Origin of the sequence: Halobellus limi, assembly GCF_004799685.1 — an archaeon.
In the GTDB taxonomy this organism is placed as follows: Archaea; Halobacteriota; Halobacteria; order Halobacteriales; family Haloferacaceae; genus Haloquadratum; species Haloquadratum limi.
Genome location: NZ_CP031311.1, coordinates 1,187,418 through 1,203,844, shown reverse-complemented (window position 1 = coordinate 1,203,844; position 16,427 = coordinate 1,187,418). Strand labels below are relative to the sequence as shown.

General features: G+C 60.9%; 17 protein-coding genes and 2 pseudogenes. 13 read left to right on the top strand and 6 right to left on the bottom strand.

Annotated features, from left to right (window positions below):
* Positions 1-138 precede the first annotated feature (138 nt).
* The 5 genes from DV707_RS06070 (at position 139) to DV707_RS19305 (ending at position 2,533) form a co-directional block, all read left to right on the top strand.
* A complete protein-coding gene (locus DV707_RS06070; RefSeq protein WP_103990132.1) occupies positions 139-369 on the top strand; it encodes a HalOD1 output domain-containing protein in 231 nt (76 codons plus the stop codon).
* A 105-nt stretch (positions 370-474) separates the two neighbouring features.
* A complete protein-coding gene (locus DV707_RS06065) occupies positions 475-942 on the top strand; it encodes a YccF domain-containing protein (protein ID WP_235010707.1) in 468 nt (155 codons plus the stop codon).
* Between the two features lie 377 nt (positions 943-1,319).
* Entirely contained in the window at positions 1,320-1,712 is a 393-nt protein-coding gene (locus DV707_RS06060) for a hypothetical protein (protein WP_103990133.1), read from the top strand.
* Positions 1,699-1,944, top strand: coding sequence for a HalOD1 output domain-containing protein (locus DV707_RS06055; protein ID WP_103990134.1), 246 nt, complete (start codon positions 1,699-1,701; stop codon positions 1,942-1,944). The genes DV707_RS06060 and DV707_RS06055 overlap by 14 nt, the downstream gene beginning before the upstream one ends.
* A gap of 328 nt (positions 1,945-2,272) precedes the next feature.
* Positions 2,273-2,533, top strand: coding sequence for a HalOD1 output domain-containing protein (locus DV707_RS19305; protein ID WP_103990135.1), 261 nt, complete (start codon positions 2,273-2,275; stop codon positions 2,531-2,533).
* Positions 2,534-2,578: 45 nt separating this feature from the next.
* Here DV707_RS19305 and DV707_RS06045 read toward each other — a convergent pair whose 3' ends face one another.
* A complete protein-coding gene (locus DV707_RS06045) occupies positions 2,579-2,941 on the bottom strand; it encodes a hypothetical protein (protein ID WP_103990136.1) in 363 nt (120 codons plus the stop codon).
* Between the two features lie 221 nt (positions 2,942-3,162).
* Here DV707_RS06045 and DV707_RS19385 point away from each other — a divergent pair.
* A pseudogene (locus tag DV707_RS19385) lies at positions 3,163-3,339 on the top strand (restriction endonuclease); the annotation flags it as partial.
* A 338-nt stretch (positions 3,340-3,677) separates the two neighbouring features.
* Positions 3,678-3,983 carry a hypothetical protein gene (locus DV707_RS18935; RefSeq protein ID WP_235010708.1) on the top strand — a complete coding sequence of 102 codons (306 nt, stop codon included), beginning with the start codon at positions 3,678-3,680 and terminating at the stop codon, positions 3,981-3,983.
* A 98-nt stretch (positions 3,984-4,081) separates the two neighbouring features.
* On the opposite strand, the gene DV707_RS06030 is transcribed toward DV707_RS18935, so the two are convergent.
* From DV707_RS06030 to DV707_RS06020, 3 genes are all read right to left on the bottom strand, one after another.
* Positions 4,082-5,509 (bottom strand): DUF7282 domain-containing protein, encoded by a 1,428-nt coding sequence (locus tag DV707_RS06030; RefSeq protein ID WP_136361804.1) that lies wholly within the window; start codon positions 5,507-5,509, stop codon positions 4,082-4,084.
* 237 nt (positions 5,510-5,746) lie between these two features.
* A complete protein-coding gene (locus tag DV707_RS06025; protein ID WP_103990138.1) occupies positions 5,747-6,136 on the bottom strand; it encodes a DUF2237 family protein in 390 nt (129 codons plus the stop codon).
* A 103-nt stretch (positions 6,137-6,239) separates the two neighbouring features.
* Complete coding sequence (locus DV707_RS06020) at positions 6,240-7,640, bottom strand: sulfatase family protein (protein ID WP_136361803.1); 1,401 nt, start codon at positions 7,638-7,640, stop codon at positions 6,240-6,242.
* A 204-nt stretch (positions 7,641-7,844) separates the two neighbouring features.
* Here DV707_RS06020 and DV707_RS06015 point away from each other — a divergent pair, with 204 nt between their 5' ends.
* From DV707_RS06015 to DV707_RS06000, 5 genes and pseudogenes are all read left to right on the top strand, one after another.
* A complete protein-coding gene (locus tag DV707_RS06015; protein WP_103990140.1) occupies positions 7,845-9,230 on the top strand; it encodes an NAD(P)/FAD-dependent oxidoreductase in 1,386 nt (461 codons plus the stop codon).
* A gap of 577 nt (positions 9,231-9,807) precedes the next feature.
* A pseudogene (locus DV707_RS19300) lies at positions 9,808-10,295 on the top strand (type II toxin-antitoxin system death-on-curing family toxin).
* Positions 10,296-10,320: 25 nt separating this feature from the next.
* Complete coding sequence (locus DV707_RS18575) at positions 10,321-10,461, top strand: hypothetical protein (RefSeq protein ID WP_170216815.1); 141 nt, start codon at positions 10,321-10,323, stop codon at positions 10,459-10,461.
* A gap of 136 nt (positions 10,462-10,597) precedes the next feature.
* Complete coding sequence (locus DV707_RS06005) at positions 10,598-11,950, top strand: APC family permease (protein WP_103990141.1); 1,353 nt, start codon at positions 10,598-10,600, stop codon at positions 11,948-11,950.
* 560 nt (positions 11,951-12,510) lie between these two features.
* A complete protein-coding gene (locus DV707_RS06000; RefSeq protein WP_161569840.1) occupies positions 12,511-13,197 on the top strand; it encodes a hypothetical protein in 687 nt (228 codons plus the stop codon).
* Between the two features lie 285 nt (positions 13,198-13,482).
* Here DV707_RS06000 and DV707_RS05995 read toward each other — a convergent pair whose 3' ends face one another.
* Together DV707_RS05995 and DV707_RS05990 are read right to left on the bottom strand one after the other, a co-directional pair.
* The gene (locus DV707_RS05995; protein ID WP_103990143.1) at positions 13,483-14,340 is read right to left on the bottom strand and encodes a universal stress protein; all 858 of its coding nucleotides are present in this window, start codon (positions 14,338-14,340) and stop codon (positions 13,483-13,485) included.
* A gap of 412 nt (positions 14,341-14,752) precedes the next feature.
* Positions 14,753-15,316, bottom strand: coding sequence for a response regulator (locus DV707_RS05990; RefSeq protein ID WP_103990144.1), 564 nt, complete (start codon positions 15,314-15,316; stop codon positions 14,753-14,755).
* A gap of 194 nt (positions 15,317-15,510) precedes the next feature.
* Here DV707_RS05990 and DV707_RS05985 point away from each other — a divergent pair, with 194 nt between their 5' ends.
* Positions 15,511-16,368 carry a DUF7504 family protein gene (locus tag DV707_RS05985; RefSeq protein ID WP_103990145.1) on the top strand — a complete coding sequence of 286 codons (858 nt, stop codon included), beginning with the start codon at positions 15,511-15,513 and terminating at the stop codon, positions 16,366-16,368.
* Positions 16,369-16,427 lie beyond the last annotated feature (59 nt).

The following is a 16,427-nucleotide window of genomic DNA, read 5'->3' as shown; positions in this document are numbered from 1 at the left end:
AATCGTGAAACGACTACCACGGTGAGGGTTCTATGGCACTCGCATCGTGGGACTACTTCGAGTCTGTGGCATCGTAAACTTCGAATAGGTCAACAGAAGTTTACACAATATTATCAACGGATATGTCAGCAATAGCCTATGGAAGCGTCCTGGAGTAGCGGCGAGTCAACGTCACTCGCGGTCGAGATCTTGCGGAAAATCGCACGGTTAGAAGGCGACGATGTGGCTGATCTTCCGCCGCTCGGTCGGACGATCGACGTCGAAGCGGTCGAGCAAGTCGCGCAGACGGAAGGCACGCGTATCTCGTTTCGGTACTTGGGTTACGAGGTAGTGGTGGCGGACGGTCAGGTGGCGATCAACGACAGGTGAGCCGCGAGGCGCTGTACTGAACGGGAAGTCACACAGACGCGGTCCCCGAGAGACAGGAGTCCGGTCGTCCGCGGTGTTAAGCGCATTCCCGGCGTAGTCGGACCTATGAGCGACTCACCGACAGAGAATCGGGCCGACGCCGGCGTGGATGTCACCGTCGAGCAGCGTGACGCGACGCCCTCGATCGTGGTCCGCGCAGCGTACTTCCTTTTGATTGGGTGGTGGGCGAGCGGGATCTGGCTGAGCGTCGCGTGGTTCCTCAACCTCACGATCATCGGGATGCCGCTCGGGATCAAGATGATCAACAGGGTGCCGAAGATCGTCTCGCTGAAAGATCAGAAGATCACGATGACGATCACGCGAACGGAGGCCGGCGACGTGACCGTCACCGAGTCGACGAGCGAGCAGTACTCACTCGTCGTTCGCGGGGTGTACTTCCTCCTGGTCGGCTGGTGGTTCAGCGGGGTCTGGATGTCGATCGCGTGGCTCGCCTCGATTAGCATCGTCGGACTTCCGGTGGCCGTCTGGATGTACGACCGGCTCCCGTTCGTCGTCTCGCTGTACAAGTACTGACCGCCCCTTTCGGGCCAGCAGCCACGCAGAGTACGAGTAGACGAGTCATTGATCCGACGTGAACGGCGAGACAGATCTGGAGGTCGCCGAGAGTGGAACGGCGGTCACCCTCCGTCTGGAGAGTGCGACAGCGATTGCGGGGGAGATGAATTGAGACGTCCGCCGGCTATGTCGCGAGCGCGGTGAGTCCGATTCTCACGGACCGGCCCGTGGTCTTCGCTGGCCGAATCGCGGGCGGACGACGGTCGTCGGCGACGGCACCCGCAGGGAGGAATCTACACGGGATGATCCGGCGTACTCCGGGGTCGCATAGATTTAAAATCGATTCGACGTGATCGGGACATAACGATTTATTCTTCAAGACCGTACGCATCACTATGGCCACCGACACCGCCGGGAGTGGAAAGACCACTGAGAGATGGGACCAGTTGTACGAAGCGCTGGCGTCCCAGCCACGGCGGACGATCATCTTTTCGCTACTGAAGGCACCCGAAGACCAGTGGCTTTCGTTGCCCGACGCCGCGGACTCACCGATGCAACCGATGGATTCCCAAGAGCCGCGCATAGAACTTCGACATCACCACCTCCCCAAGCTCGCCGACGCGGGGTACGTCCGCTGGGAGAGTGACCCGTTCCGCGTCAGACGCGGCCCGCACTTCGAGGAGCCGGGATTCGTCGTGAGCAGGATGATCGAGGCGGACGAGAAGTACCCGGAACGATTACGCGAGGAGTGTGTCGTCATCGGAGGTGCGACGAATGACTCGAACTGACCTCCTCACCGAGGTCGTCAAGGCGGTGGCCGCCGCCGACGGGGTCGAGCCGTCGGCGGTCGAGCCGCTGCACGAGTACATAGACCCCGAAGTGTTGTACAGGCTGGACGGGGTAGAGAACGACACCGAGTGGCGGTTCACGTTTCGCTACGGGACCCACTACGTCACGATCAGCCACGACTCGCGGGTGGTCGTCGACGGGGACTTTCATCGCTCCGAGCGATCGGCGTAGCCACTTTTCGCTGACTCGGGTGCGGCTTCGCGCACCACTCCCCGCGGACGATCCGTGAATCGCCCGTGGGAAGCGAGACCGCAGAGCCGTCTCGCCCTCGTTACGAAAAGCTGTCTTGCTGAGCGAAGCGAAGCGAGGCTCGTGAGATGCGGAGCGTCTCAGGGTGGATCAAAAAGCGCCCTCGGCGAACCGCTCGCTCTCTCGGCTGAGTGATCGAAATACACGTGAAATCGAGCGAACCACTCAGTCCAAATGACGTATCGAGTAAGGGTGGCTGTTCGGTTAACTGCTGAACTATCCGGTAATTTAATTATAGTATAATAACGATATGTTCTATATGAACCATATTTTAGAACGCATCGTGAACACTGTAGCAGAAGCGGAAGGCACAGATCCCACCGCCCTTCCTCCGCTGTACGAGACGATCGATCCCGATGCGATTAACCGACTCATAGAGTCACAGTCAGCGGACTCAGAAATGACCTGTGTAGTGCGATTCGAATATTCGGATCACGAGATAACGGTCGACGAAACGGGAGCGGTCACACTCACTCCCGACGGTGGCACTCGGCCGGAATTACGAGATTAGCGATCAACGACCGGTAAACCGCCTCGGTCGAGCCCCGAGAGTGATTTACTCGGTCGAAGCGATCTCCGTAACGTGTTGGACGAACTCGTTCACCGGAAAGCCCTCGTCGTAATCAAAAGAAGCGAAGACGGCTCGATAGCGTTCGGACGGGAAGAGGAAGACCAGGACGTTGTCGAAAAACAGGGTTTGAGCCCTGCAATCCCGCTCGCCGATGACCGATTTGAATTCGTCACTGGCGACGAGGTTCCCCATAATTCGTTTGTATGCTTCGTCGAGTTCCTCGTCCGTGTAGCGGATCTCCACGTCGTCTCGAATGTACTCGATCTCGAAATCGAGGGTCCGTAACTCGGCGACGAGCCGCGGCGTGGCCGGCTCGAAGTTCTGGGTGGCCTCGACGATCTCTGACATAGCCCAAATCGATAGCCGATCTGCAAAAATCTAGGTGATAGATCCCTTGGTGATTTCTCTGCGTTCGAGACGGAGGTCACCCGAGAGGCCGAGGATCGATTGGCGCCACCTATCTGTAATGGTCCCGGGAGGTCTGCATATCCGAAATGAGTCCGGCGACGCTTGCTGACCGCCCCTACGTCAACTCGAACCTCTTTTCCGACCACTACATAGACGAACGACTCCCCGATCCCGACGATGTCGCCGACGGGCTGGAGCGATACGTCGACGCGAAAGCGCGCGCCGAGGAACTGGACGAGAAGATCGAACGGGCCGACGAACTGGACGACGAACTGATCGACGAGGCCGTCTACACGCTGTACGGACTCACCGACGAGGCGATCGAGACACTGGGGGAGAGAAGTCGTCGACGTCGAGGAGTATCGGAAGCAGCCGGAGAACGACCGTTGACTCCGGCCGCGACGGTTAATAAACGAGTGTAGTCACTAGGCCGAAGCGGATTCTCGTGAGGAGGAACTGAGTGACAGCGGTACTATATACAGTTGCGAATCGAACCAGCAGTCGGGGTCAGGGGTGTCTCTGACATTACGGAACTTTTCCAAGTTCCAGATAGGCCCCCCGATGCTCCTTCCACCAGAGGCGTACCTGCAGAGGACGAGCGAGCGCATACCGAGTTGACGCTGCAGAAGGACGTTCCAGAGTAACGACCATTTTCATCACACCCTCGGGGGACCCGATGGAATCTCACAGAGGTTTACCGTTTACCGAGGACTCACAAGCGGCGTCCGACTTCCCTGCATTCGAGACGGCCATCACCCCGGCAGCTATTGTAGCTGCGACCGGTATTTTGCGTATGAACGCGCGAAGACAGCTCTATATAGCGGGTGCGGTCGGTGCCTCGATATCCTACATTTTCAACGTGTTGGCCTTCACTGGCGAATTCGACGTGATCCGATGGAGTGTGTTTATGATCCTGTTTCTCGTCGTTTTCGCCGGCTTCGAGAAACTCATCGAGTGGGCAGAGCGGACGGAGTCCGAGTGACCCGTTTTGAAGACTGTTCTGACTTTCAGCGCGGGTCTGCGAGTCACGTCGGAGGAACGGACCAGCCTCGGGGCCGGATCCCGAATCGATTCGTTCCGTCACTCCGCCATCTGACTGTCCTCGTCCGTGGCTTCCCCGTCCGGACCGCTCTGATCACCCGCCTCGTCAGTACCCGCTTCACCATCTGAACCGTCGGCGTTGTCCCCGTCGTCGGCGTCGTCAGCGTCGTCTCCGTCATCAGCATCGTCGGCGTCGTTTCCATCGTCGCTGTCATCAGCGTCGTCTCCGTCATCCGCATCGTCAGCGTCGTCTCCGTCATCGGCGTTGTCGCTGTCGTCGGAATCTCCGTCGCCGTCGCCGGCGTCACCATCATCCGCGTCGTCGGCGTCTCCATTGTCCGCGTCGCCACCGTCATCAGCGTCGTCCCCGTCGTCAGGGGATTCGAGCACGATCAGCGCGCTCTCGCCGAAATCGGTGGAAAAGACGCTGTGGATGTAGGTCCCGGAAGCCAGCGAGCCGGTGCCGAGTTCGAATTCGACGGTAGCCGATCCTTCGCCGCCGACATCGACGTCTCGGGCTTCGATGAGCGCCCCGTCGAACCGGTACTCGACGGACTGCTCAGACCCGAACTCGTTGGGATTCGTCACGGTCGCGGTCACCGAGACCGACTCCCCGACGGTCGCATTCGCCGGTGCGGTCAGGTTCGAGACCCCGAACGATTGGATCTGGTCGACCACGCGAAGTTGTGCGGCAGCGCCACTCTCCCGGGTGTACACGCCGTGGAAGAACGTCCCGGTTTCGACGCCAGTCGTGTCGACGGTGGTGTCGAACTCGGTCGATTCACCCGGTTCGAGCGCGACGTCCTCACGGACCAGCACCTCGCCGTCGAACCGGAACGTCACTTCCTGGGTGTCGGCGACGTCGTTGGGGTTCGCGACCGTCGCGGAGACCTCGACGGACTCGTTGCGCTCGACGAGTTCGGGTGCAGTCAAGTTCGCGACGGTGAACGAGGCGCCGGTGGTCTGCTCCGGAACGGTCACGTTCGCGCTGTCGACCACGGGACTCGCGTTCGCGAGGTAGGGACCGTCCTCGCTGCCGTTGGTCGCGACGAAGTCGTAGGTTCCGCTCTCGTTCGTGTCCCGGTGCGGCATCGCGACGAGCGTTTCGTCTTCCGTGAGCGCCGACTGTTCGAACGTCGCCCCGGGCACGTCGTACAGCGTGACCGTCACGTTCTCGTGAAGTCCGGGTTCGAGGTACCCCGACACCCCGATAACGCTCTCGATTACGGCCCCGTCGAGGAGGCTACTGTCGTGGATCGCCACGAAGCCGCCCGCGGAGACGTTCACCGCGTCCACGGTGACAGTCGTTCCGTTCGTTTGCTGATCAGCGAACGAGACTGTTGCTGTGGGCTCTGGGTCCGGAGTGCCCCCATCTTGCGCACCCGCGAGTCCGATCATCCCCACAGCCGAGAGGAGCAATACTGCCGTCATAACGGCCGCAAACGACCGTTTTATGGAGTCATCCATACGACAGGACTCCGCCCGTGATCAGAAAAGTATGCCTTGAATGTCATATCAGACAGACATTCACAGACGCGGAGGCCCGAGTGCGCAGCATTTCGTAGGAAAACACAGTGACGCTCTCGCCGTCGATAGCGGCGTGTTCGGGTGATCTCAGCGTTGACGCCGCAGTCGCTCGTGCCGATTCGCGGAAATCGTATGTCAAAGAGAGGCCCGCAGAGAGTGTCAGACTCGCAGAGAGTGTCAAACGTCGTATGCGTGTGCCTCGAGCGTCTCCAGTTCTACGGCGTCCAGCACGGCCGCGTTCGTCGCCTCGAGAACGACGGGCGGGACGGTCGTTTCCGGTCTGCGTTCCGCCCGCGTCGCTTCGAGGGCCTCGAGCCACCGGCCGAGACAGACGCACCACCGATCGCCCGGCTCCAGCCCCGGGAACTGGAGCTCGGGCCGTGGCGTCACGAGGTCGTTACCCCGCTCCCTGCTGAAGGCCAGAAATTCGTCGGTCATCACCGCACAGAGTTCGTGTCGCCCCCGGTCGTCGGGGTGCGTTCGACAACACCCGTCGCGCTCGAAGCCGGTTTTCGGATCGGCGCTACACGTGGCGAGTTCTCCGCCGAGAACGTTCCGCTCGGGCATACTTGCTGCTCGTGGCGGGCGAATAAAAGCCCCCGTGTCGGGGACTCACCGATGGCAGTGACGCACGCTGTTGATCGAGGCGGCGACACAGATGCGCTCCAGGTCACACGCCCTCGAATCCGTCTTTGAACGAGTTGTAGCCGGAAGGCCCGCGCTCGGCGACGCGCCGGAGGGGATCGACGCTGCCCGTCCGGTGGCGCTCCGCCCAGAGGATCATTTCCTCCTCGAGTGAGTCGACGAGGTCCGGGCGGTCCGCCGCCAGGTCGTCCTGTTCCCAGGGGTCGTCGTTCATCTCGTACAGCTGGTACTCGGGAAGGACTCCGCCCCACATCCCGGGGTGGTACGTCCGGACGAGCTTCCACTCCGGCGTCCGGATCGCTCGCTGGGCGGTGTAGAGGCCGTGGTCGAACACGATCGCGTCCCGTCCGTCCGCGTCCGACGACTCGATTATCGCCCGGAGCGACGTACCCTGCCAGCGCTCCGGCGGCGACTCGCCGAGGTAGTCCGCGATTGTCGGCGCGAAGTCGACGTTCGTTATCAGGTGCTCGCGGGTCCCCTGTTCCATCTCGGTGTCCGCCGGCGGTTTGACGATCATCGGCACGCGCTGGGTGCCGTCGTGGGTGCTCCAGTGCTCTCTGTAGAGGCCGTGCTCGCCGAACTCCTCGCCGTGATCGCCCGAGAGGACGATCAGCGTCTCGTCGTACTGCCCGGTCGATTTGAGGTACTCCAAGAGTCGGCCGACGTGACGGTCGGTGTACCGGATCTCGGCGTCGTACGCTGAGATCATCTCGTTGAGATCGCCGCGCGTCTCGATTCCCTCCTGGGTCGCCCCGCGGAGCGTGTCCCACTCGCGGTGTGCTTCGAGTTGCTCCTCTGTGGGATGCGGCGGCAACGGGGTGTCGCGGAAGCGCTCGATCTCGTCCGCCGAGCGGTTGTACGGGGCGTGGGGGTCCCAGTACTGGGCGTACAGGAAGAACGAGTCGCCGTCGACGGCTTCGAGTTCCTCGATCGCGGTGTCGGTGACGGTCTCGGCGCGCGGGGTCTGAAACGAGACGTGCCCCCACTCGACCGTCATCTCCTCGTCGGGCTCCTGCGGCTGTCTGAACGTGTGCCAGACGTGGTAGAACCACGGCGCGGGGTGTCGCGGGAACGACGAGACGCCGATCGTCGGGATGCGGTTCTGGAAGAACAGTTCCGGGAGCGTCCACCAGGGTCGCTCCGGCTGGTTCTCCGTCCACGACCCGGCCCAGTCGGTCCGGTTCTCGGGGCGGTCGATCTGCTGGGACTGCCGCCCGTGGGTTTCGACGCCGTTCGCGATGCCGAACCGTCCGGAGGTCAAGGCCGCCCGCGACGGCATACACGGGGAGTTCGCGACGTATCCGCGCTCGAACGCGACGGCGTCGTCGATGAGGTCGTCGATGTTCGGGGTCGTCGGCCCCTCGTAGCCGTAGCCGCCGACGTGATCCGCTCGGAGGGAGTCGATGTCGATGAAGAGGACTTGCATGTCATAGAACAGCACTCTCCCGACGCGGATAGGTTTTCGGGGACGGCCGCGGTCGGAGGGAACCGCTGCTGGAGGACCGCGGGAGCGCTGTTAGAGAATCACGGAGCACTGCTGGAGGACCACGGGAGCCGAACCGCGGTGAGGGTGCCTCGCTTTCGACCGCCAGGCGACAGTATAATACCGGGTCGGGGTCGCTGTAGCCATATGGAGCGATTCGACGTAGCCATCGTCGGCGGCGGCCCCGCGGGGTCGTCCGCCGGACACGCCGCCGCGTCGGCCGGCGCGTCGGCGGTCGTCCTCGAAAAGGGCGTCCCGCGGGCTGATCGGCCGGATCGACTGGGTCCCGACTCGACGGACGCCGCGGGCATCCTCGACTACTGGGTGGACATCATGGGCATTCACCCCGACGAGATGCCCGAGGGCGTCGTGCTCGGCGAGTTAGACAGGGCCGAGTTCATCGGCCCGACGGAGTCGCTGACGCTGCGCTCGACGGGCATCGAGTCGTCGTACGACGAGTTCGGATTCTGTATGCACCGGGCCCGCTTCGACGACTTCCTCCGCGACCGCGCGGAGCAAGCGGGTGCGACCTACCGGGTCGGCACGTCGGTCCGCGGCGTCGAGACGGATCCGGCAGCGACGGACGGACCGCGACACCGAATCGAACTCGCCGACGGCGAGGCCGTCGGTGCCGACTTCCTGATCTTAGCGGACGGTCCGCAGCGACAGGTCACGTCGGGCGTCCTCGACGAGTACCTTCCCTTCGACGTCACCGAACGTCTCTCGACCCGAGAGACGAACCACATCGCCTACCAGGAACACCGCCGCCTGCCCGAGGAGGTCTTCGAGGAGGTCGCCGGCGCGATCAAGTTCTGGTGGGGACATATGCCGGGTCACACCGCCTACCCGTGGATATTCCCGAACGACGACAACGTCGCCCGGATCGGGCTGACGATGCCCATCGGGATGGACCTCGACGACGTCGAGAGCCGCGAGGACTATCCCCTCCTCCGCCCCGAGGACGAGCGGATCCCGCAGGGCAAGGAGTACATCCGACGGCTCCTAGAGATGGAGTACGGTGACGAGTACGACGTCGAGGAGGATTTCCCGCTCGTCGAAGAGCGCGGGAAATCGGGCGGGACCGAGACGTACGCCATCTCGTCGACGCGGCCGATCGACTCGCCGACCGCCGCCGGAATCGCCGTCGTCGGCGGCGCGATGGGCGCGACGTCGGCGTTCCACGAGGGCGGCGATCACACGGCCGTTCGAACGGGGGCAATCGCGGGCGAACTGGCCGCTTCGGGCGACCTCTCGACGTACAACGACCGCTGGAAGGACGCCATCGGCGACGAGGTGCTCCGCAACGTCGCGATGGCTGACGTCGTCCACGACTACGACCCGGACGACTGGGACTGGGCGTTCTCGACGGCGCGGAAACTGATGGAAAAGAGCGAAGGCTACGGCCTGTTCGACACGAGCAACGTCCGGGCCGGATTCGGCGCCGCCCGGCTGGTCACCAGCTACAAGCGCAAGAAGTTCTCGTTCCGCAACGGCAAGTACGTCCAGTTGTCCGAATCCGAGTACACGGTGTAGCCGGTTCCGACAGCGAGCCGGAACGGCCTTGGGCGTCGGTCCCGTTCGTCCGAGTGCGCACCCTTAGTCCCCGCCCGAGTTCTCCCGTTACGGGAGCGATGAATCGGCGGCGAACCCGGGTGTGCGACATCCGTGGACCGTCCGCGCCCGAAAGACGGACCGCCCGACACGAGGGTTTCCCGGCCGACGCGGCACGCAGCCCCGGGATGAGGCCGGCCGTTAGTGTTCCGGGCGTACATCGACCTTTTGCGCTACGCGAGCCTGCGGCTCGCTCGGCAAAAGCTCGACCAAAAGCCTGCGTCAGGGGCTTCGCCCCTTCCTTGGCCTCGCGCTCGCATTCGCTCGCGCGAGTGAACTGGCGACCTACCGGGCTCTACGAGCCACTCGGTCGCCAGATGCTGGTGCTCCAGTCCGTTTTACTTTCACTGAGTCTACTAGTAGAAACTCGTCCGGTAGTGTTCCGGGCGCACATCCTTCGATACAATGATTCTACTCACAGAAGACCTGTGGAGTACTTCCGAGACTCGTACAGTCGTAGAGAGAAAACAATAGGTCTGTTCGGCGTGAGACTCCGACGATGACCGACTCGTTCTGGTATCCATCGGTCGAGGATGTCCTCGACATCCACGAGGACATCGTCTCGGAGTATCCCGACACGAGTTCGGGCATCCAGAGCCGTGGCGACATCGAATTCGCGCTGGATTACATCAGCGAAGGGAGCTTCGGGTCAGTTCCGGAGACGGTTCACGAGAAGGCGTTTCATCTGCTTCGGCTTCTCGTCGCCAATCACCCGTCGTGGACGGCAACAAGCGCACCGCACTCAACGCGACGACTGTGTTCTACCTGCTCAATGGGTATCGATTCGACTACGACGACGAGGTCAGGGAGATACTGAAGCAGTTCGGGACGGACGAGACGACGGTCGATGAGGACCACGTGCTCGAATATCTCCGAACACACACGTCCGGTGTCGATTTGAACGAAGTGGTCAAGCGATGTCGAGGCGATCTCGTTGAGTATGGACTCGAACAGCTGTCCGATGACTCATCGGACCCGAACGATTAACCGGATTCATAGACAAGAGATAGATATGGCGACGGAAGAGAAGACAGGCGAACGAACGCCACTCGATGATGTGATGGATGACATTCGTCGAGCGCTCGTGTTGCACGTCGCCAAGGCTGATCGGGATGAACACCGCGATATTTACGACGCCCTCGAAAACGAGTAGCGGTTTCACATACGTCTATTCTCGATTCGCAGACGCGTGAGTTACACTTCCACCGAGCCTACTAGCAGTTTCTGGTCCGGTAGTGTTCCGGGCAGATGTTTTAATGGGTTAACTGGACATCTCGATCATATCCCCTATGAAATCACTCCGATCTCTCCTGACTCGCAGTCGTCCCGGGCGACTCGGACTCGTCGAGGTCGTCGCGATGGGTGTCGGCGGAATGGTTTCCGGCGGGATCTACGCCGTACTCGGCGTCGCAATGCAGCAAGCCGGTAATGCAGTCCCGTTGTCGTATTTCATTGCGGGCGTCATCACCCTCCTCACTGCCTATTCCTATCTCAAACTCACGCTGCACTTCGGCGAGCACGGCGGCGTCTTTTCGTTCGTCGAGCACATCGTCGACAATCCGACTGTCGCCGCGTACGTCGGGTGGATTCTCGTCGTCGGATACGTGGGTGTGATGGCGATGTACGCGTTCGCCTTCGGTGCGTACACGCTCACTGCCGCGCGAGCCATCGCAGGAATCGAACTCCCGCAACTCCTGCGGCCGGTGATTTCGACAATGATCGTCGCTGCGTTCGTCGGGCTCAACCTCCGGGGGGTCCAGGAGACTGGTCTCTTTGAAGATATCGCGGTGTACATCAAAATCGTCATCTTGCTGTCGCTCGCAACCCTCGGAGTGGTTTTCTACGATGGGAGCGTGGCTGCGCTGGACTTCTTCAGCAAGGGCGTCGTCAGCCCCATCACCGGATTCGCCATCATCTTCGTCTCCTATGAAGGATTCCAACTACTGGTCTATGACTACGAAGACATCGAAAACGTAGAACGAGTGTTACCAATCGGGATGTACGTCGCCATCGCTATCGCGATTCTAATCTACGTTTCGGTGTCGTTCATGGCAACGCTCCATCTCACGCCCGAGCAACTCCTCGCCCATCGGGAAGTCGCCCTGGCCGAGGCCGTCTCCAACATACCGGTGCTCGGGAGTGCGGGATTCGTTCTGGTGATCCTTTCGGCGATGAAGAGCACTTCCTCAGGTATCAACGCGACTCTCTTCGGCACCTCGCGGCTCGTTAATAAAATCGCAACGGAGGGAGCACTCCCCCGTCTGTTCTCGTTTCGGAATCGGGACGGAATCCCGGTCTACGCGTTGCTGATCATCGGGAGTCTGACGGCAGCACTCGCAGCCCTCGGCACTCTCAAACAGATCACCGAGTTCGGATCAGTGGCGTTTCTGATCTCGTTTGCAGTCACGAATTACACGAACCTCATACTCGCCGACGAGACGGGGTCGAACCGCTTCATCCCAGTACTCGGTCTGGTCGGTACGGGAGTCGCACTCCCGATCGTTCTCTATCACCTCTATCGGACTGACGTGGAGATTCTGCTCTGGATTATCGGGATCTTCGCGGTAGTCTTTCTCGTCGAGTCCCTCTATGTCGATCGGAGTTCGTTCACACCCGATGTCGACAGTGGGGAGAGAGGCTGATCTGAGCGACGAAATTTCAAAACGGCGAGACGCCCTCGTTCAATGTGGACTCACTCGTTCACTTTCACCGAGCTATTAGTAGAAACTCGCCCGGTAGTGTTCCGGGCGACATTTCAGATATTCTATTAGAAAAGTCTGTGAATAATACGAACGGCTTTAGTCCGGACACCGTCAATGGATGCTCATCGATTGAACCGAATTGCCGATCCCTCTAGCTGACCGATGACACACTGGAACGTACTTGAACGGTCACTGCCCTGGCCACCAGTGGTCGGGGGTTTCTCCTCCTGGCGGTAGCACCGCTCGTTCTCTTCGGCTTCGGCGTGTGGGGCACCTTCCTTCCGAGCGGGCCCATACTGCTGAGTCCAGTCCTCATTGCTGGTACCCTCGGAACCGGGTTAGGAATCAGATACGAGTGGTGGGAACTGCGTCGTGTTATCGACCAAGGGACTGTTGTTGTTAGCGAGGCCCATCAGAACCTGTTAGCTGTCGTTAGCGGGACGTTGCTCACCTTCGCTGGTGTCGCAGAACTGGGGGTGTCTCCGATTGTAGCCGCCAGTTTGGTCGGAATCATCGCAGCCATAACCATCCAAGGCGTGGCTGTCCCAGTGTACTGCGGCGCGTTCGTCGGGATGACCTCTCCGGAGCTGTTCGGGTCATACTGGTATGCGACCCTCGCCGCGGTGCTTGCCGGACTTCTGTTTACCGTCGCCCATCCGGTGTTTCACGGCGTAGGTGGAAAGCTGGGAACGACCGCGTTCGTCGGAGTGTTGATGATCTTGCTGCCGACTGCTGGCTCCTTTCAGAGTGGCACAATCCCCAGTCAGCGTGTACTCTTCCCAGTGGTCGGGTTCGCGGCACTCAGTGCCATCAGCTCCTTCACGGTTCATACTCGCTCGGCTGCGGATCCGGTCTTGGCCTCCGGGCTCGTGGGTACAGTTGGCGGGCTCCTGCTCCCGGTATTCGTCGATGCCTCGGGGGAACTACTCGCCGCGGCCGTTTACTCCGCTTCGTTCGCGGGGATGACGGATCCGAAACGAATCCCGAACGAGTGGTGGATCGGAACGACTGGAATCGGGGTCGGGCTGGTAGTCGTGTACACGACGCCGTTCGTCGGGGGGTCAGGCGGGAAATTGGGGACGATAGCGTTCGGCTCATGTCTGGGTATCCACGGAATTCTCCGGACGCTCAACATCTTTCATCTCTCCCGCCGTGGGTATCAGCCCCCGAAAGAAGAGACGACCTGAACGGTCTCCCGAGACCACCAAAAAATTCTCCCGTCTTTTATGCTTAATTACCTACAGCCCGTCGAACCGGAGACAGCCATTAGTTACTGGAAGCACGCCGGGGGATGACCTAGTAGTCAGTGTCGAGTACAGAAGCGGGGCATCCTTTGACCGGAGAAGTGGTTCAGGGCGGACTCAGTGTTGAGAACGGTGAACCGCCTCGGGGTCAAGCCCCGAGGCACTCGCCTTGCTTATCTGTAGATTCTACACGGCAAGACAGATCAAGACTCATTCCTGATCGCTGGTTCACTCTGGCTGACGAACGGTCATTACAGGAACTGGTGACGTACGCACTGTCTTTTCGGCGACGCTTCCCAAGAGGTATCGCTCGATCCCACTGCGTCCGTGGGTACCCATCACGACGAGATCAATGTCGTGTTCCTCAACGTAGGAACGAATCCCTCGGTAGGGGCTCCCGTGTTCAATCTCGGTTTCTACCGCAGACACAGAAGCTTGGGCCGCTTGCTCCTCGACGGTTTTTACCGCGGATCGGGCTGACTCTTCGAGTGCTTCGAGGATTGCACCGGAACGGACGTCGACGCCCATCGCCATCGTATCGATGATCGAGAGCGTATGGAGGCGAGCATTGTAGGTGTGTGCGATATCGACCGCGGGGTCAACAGCGGCCTCAGCTCCCTCGCTTCCGTCGGTCGGCACCAAGATTTCGGTGTAAGGGCACGTGACTTCGCCGTCGCCTTCCGATTTCGCCGTCAATACTGGCACATCCGAGAGCCGGACGACCTTCTCGGTGACACTCCCTAGCAGATACCGTTGGACGCCGGTTCGACCGTGTGTCCCCATCACGATGAGATCGATATCCTGTTCGGTCGCGTACCGGAGAATCGTCTCGTAGGGGACGCCAGTACGGACGGCTTGTTCAACTGCGACGCCACTCTCGGAAAGGTCGTTGCAGGCCCTTTCAGCGACCTCCTCACGTTCTTTCGTAATTTGGTCGTACTGTGGGAGGTTTTCGAGCGTTCTGGAATCAGCCACACAGAGCGCGTGTACCCTCGAATCATAACGTGTCGCCAAGTCTGCGGCGTACCCGACAGCCGCCTGCGCACAGTCGCTTCCGTCGGTCGGGACAAGGATGTTCTCGAACACACCACCGAATTCGTTCAGGGGCCACATCAAGATGGGAGCCAATTTTCCACAATACACACGTTCCCAACTGATCGGCGAAAACTCCTGCTTGAATGCCACAGCCTACCCATTACAGTTCCACCGAGTCTATTAATCCCTTTTCGCCCGGTAGTGTTCCGCTGGGCAAGCGACGGCGTCGCTGGCTCTGTAAAAGCTCCCCCGTCGTTCGAGAGAGCGAAGTGTTCTCGTGACGACGAAAGAGACGTACTGCCTCTCGGATCACTCCCGATGGTCGCTCGTCGACCTCGGGATCACCTCCGTCGTACGAGTGAACTGGCAACGGCCACCGGAGAAACGAGTGTGATCCGACGTGAGCGGGCTCCCCCCGATTCCGAGTGCGTACCGTCGTCACTGCGAATGGCCTTCGATCGCCTCAGGCGTCGAGCCGGTAGAACAGCGCCTCGAAGTCCTCCCCGTCGAGTTCGGCCATATGCGCCTCCGACTCCTGCCGCAGCGTTTCGATCTCCGATTCCAGCTGTTGGTACCGCGAATCGGATTCGAGTTCGGACAGCGGCTTCTGGGCCATCAGCGCCTCGCGCTTCGAGAGCTTCATAAAGAACTGCCGGAGCGTTTCGGTGTACTCCGAGCGCCGAAGCAGGCGATCGATGACGTCTCTGAGGTCCGGTTTTCCGACCGGCTTCGTGAGGTACGCGTCGAACCCCAGTTCCAGGATGTCGAAGTCCGGATCGACGGCGGTGATCATCGCGACGCCGCAGTTCGTCGGGCGTTCGCGGATCCGCTCGAGGACCTCGTCGCCGGAGAGCCCCGGCATCCGCCGGTCTAAGAGCACGACGTCGACCGACTCGCCGAACCGTTCGAGCGCGGTGGTCCCGTCGTGAGCCGTCTCGACGATGTGGTCCTCCGGCAACCACGACGCGTATAACTCTGCGAGGTCCGGCTCGTCGTCGACAATCAGGACGTGGGGATATGTGCTCATACTGTCGGTGCGCCTGCCAACGGTTTGGGCCGTTGTGGTGATAAGTTTACGGGGGTTGACCACCCCCACGTCCTGAAGGACGTAACTCAGATAGAATGCACCCGCGCTTTCAGGATTATCAGTTTTTGATGGCCGCCGTTGGGTTTCGCTCGCCTGACGCTAAGACTTATTAATTCGCTCTAACAGTACCCCGTATGGGAAACGACGAGGAGACGTCGTCGACTTCCGATAGCGATCGTTCCTCGTCTCTGTCTGAGTTGGCTGATCGTCTCAGCGGCGGGTCCGGCGAAGTCGATAAGGCCGGAGAGACAGGCGGCTCACAGTCACTGTCGGAGCTCGCCGAATCGCTCGAACGGCGAAGCGATGCCGAACCGACGCTCGACGACGAGGACCTCGGCGAGTGGGACTTCGTCGCTCAGGGTGAAGAGAGCGGCAGGGAGTCCGCCCTCGATCCGAAAACGGAGGCCCTCCTGGAACTGACCGGCGGGGCGTCCAACGTCCTCCTGAACGGCCCCTCCGACTGTCCCGCAGAACAGGGGCTCTGTTCGCGACTGATGGAGTCCCGTTCGGAAGAGCGCGTGAACCTCCTCGTGATCACGATCACCGACACGCCGAGCCAACGCCTCTCGGTGCTCGAAAACTACCTCAACGGACCGGTCGGTGAGACGGCCGTCGTCGACGTGCGGAATTACAACCGGGAGGTGAGCTACGACGAGTACGACGGCCCCGTCACGGTCAGAAGCGTCTCGAACACGCAGGACCTCCGACGGATCGGCATCGTGACCAGCAAGATCCTCACGGAGTGGGAGGAGACGTCGGGGCAGACGACGATGTGTTTTCACTCCCTCTCGGACCTGCTCAGCCTGAACGACGACCACGAGCGGGTGTTTCGGTTCCTGCACGTCCTCCGCGGCCGCGTGCAGTCTGCCGGCGTCCGCGCTCACTACCACTTCGACCCACAGCAGCACGACGACCAGACCGTCCGCACGTTCCAGTCGCTGTTCGATACGGTCCTCCAGTTCGACGACGACGGGTCGGTCTCGCTGTTGTGAGCGGGCGTCGATCGCCGCAAACGGACTTCAGCGAATGCAAGGAGGAGCCTCCGACCTCA

What these genes read in the sequence shown, in the direction of transcription:
- DV707_RS06070 (WP_103990132.1), top strand. Translation starts at nt 139, where the DNA reads ATGGAAGCGTCCTGGAGTAGCGGCGAGTCAACGTCACTCGCGGTCGAG.
- DV707_RS06065 (WP_235010707.1), top strand. Translation starts at nt 475, where the DNA reads ATGAGCGACTCACCGACAGAGAATCGGGCCGACGCCGGCGTGGATGTC.
- DV707_RS06060 (WP_103990133.1), top strand. Translation starts at nt 1,320, where the DNA reads ATGGCCACCGACACCGCCGGGAGTGGAAAGACCACTGAGAGATGGGAC.
- DV707_RS06055 (WP_103990134.1), top strand. Translation starts at nt 1,699, where the DNA reads ATGACTCGAACTGACCTCCTCACCGAGGTCGTCAAGGCGGTGGCCGCC.
- DV707_RS19305 (WP_103990135.1), top strand. Translation starts at nt 2,273, where the DNA reads ATGTTCTATATGAACCATATTTTAGAACGCATCGTGAACACTGTAGCA.
- DV707_RS06045 (WP_103990136.1), bottom strand. Translation starts at nt 2,941, where the DNA reads ATGTCAGAGATCGTCGAGGCCACCCAGAACTTCGAGCCGGCCACGCCG.
- DV707_RS18935 (WP_235010708.1), top strand. Translation starts at nt 3,678, where the DNA reads ATGGAATCTCACAGAGGTTTACCGTTTACCGAGGACTCACAAGCGGCG.
- DV707_RS06030 (WP_136361804.1), bottom strand. Translation starts at nt 5,509, where the DNA reads ATGGATGACTCCATAAAACGGTCGTTTGCGGCCGTTATGACGGCAGTA.
- DV707_RS06025 (WP_103990138.1), bottom strand. Translation starts at nt 6,136, where the DNA reads ATGCCCGAGCGGAACGTTCTCGGCGGAGAACTCGCCACGTGTAGCGCC.
- DV707_RS06020 (WP_136361803.1), bottom strand. Translation starts at nt 7,640, where the DNA reads ATGCAAGTCCTCTTCATCGACATCGACTCCCTCCGAGCGGATCACGTC.
- DV707_RS06015 (WP_103990140.1), top strand. Translation starts at nt 7,845, where the DNA reads ATGGAGCGATTCGACGTAGCCATCGTCGGCGGCGGCCCCGCGGGGTCG.
- DV707_RS18575 (WP_170216815.1), top strand. Translation starts at nt 10,321, where the DNA reads ATGGCGACGGAAGAGAAGACAGGCGAACGAACGCCACTCGATGATGTG.
- DV707_RS06005 (WP_103990141.1), top strand. Translation starts at nt 10,598, where the DNA reads ATGAAATCACTCCGATCTCTCCTGACTCGCAGTCGTCCCGGGCGACTC.
- DV707_RS05990 (WP_103990144.1), bottom strand. Translation starts at nt 15,316, where the DNA reads ATGAGCACATATCCCCACGTCCTGATTGTCGACGACGAGCCGGACCTC.
- DV707_RS05985 (WP_103990145.1), top strand. Translation starts at nt 15,511, where the DNA reads ATGGGAAACGACGAGGAGACGTCGTCGACTTCCGATAGCGATCGTTCC.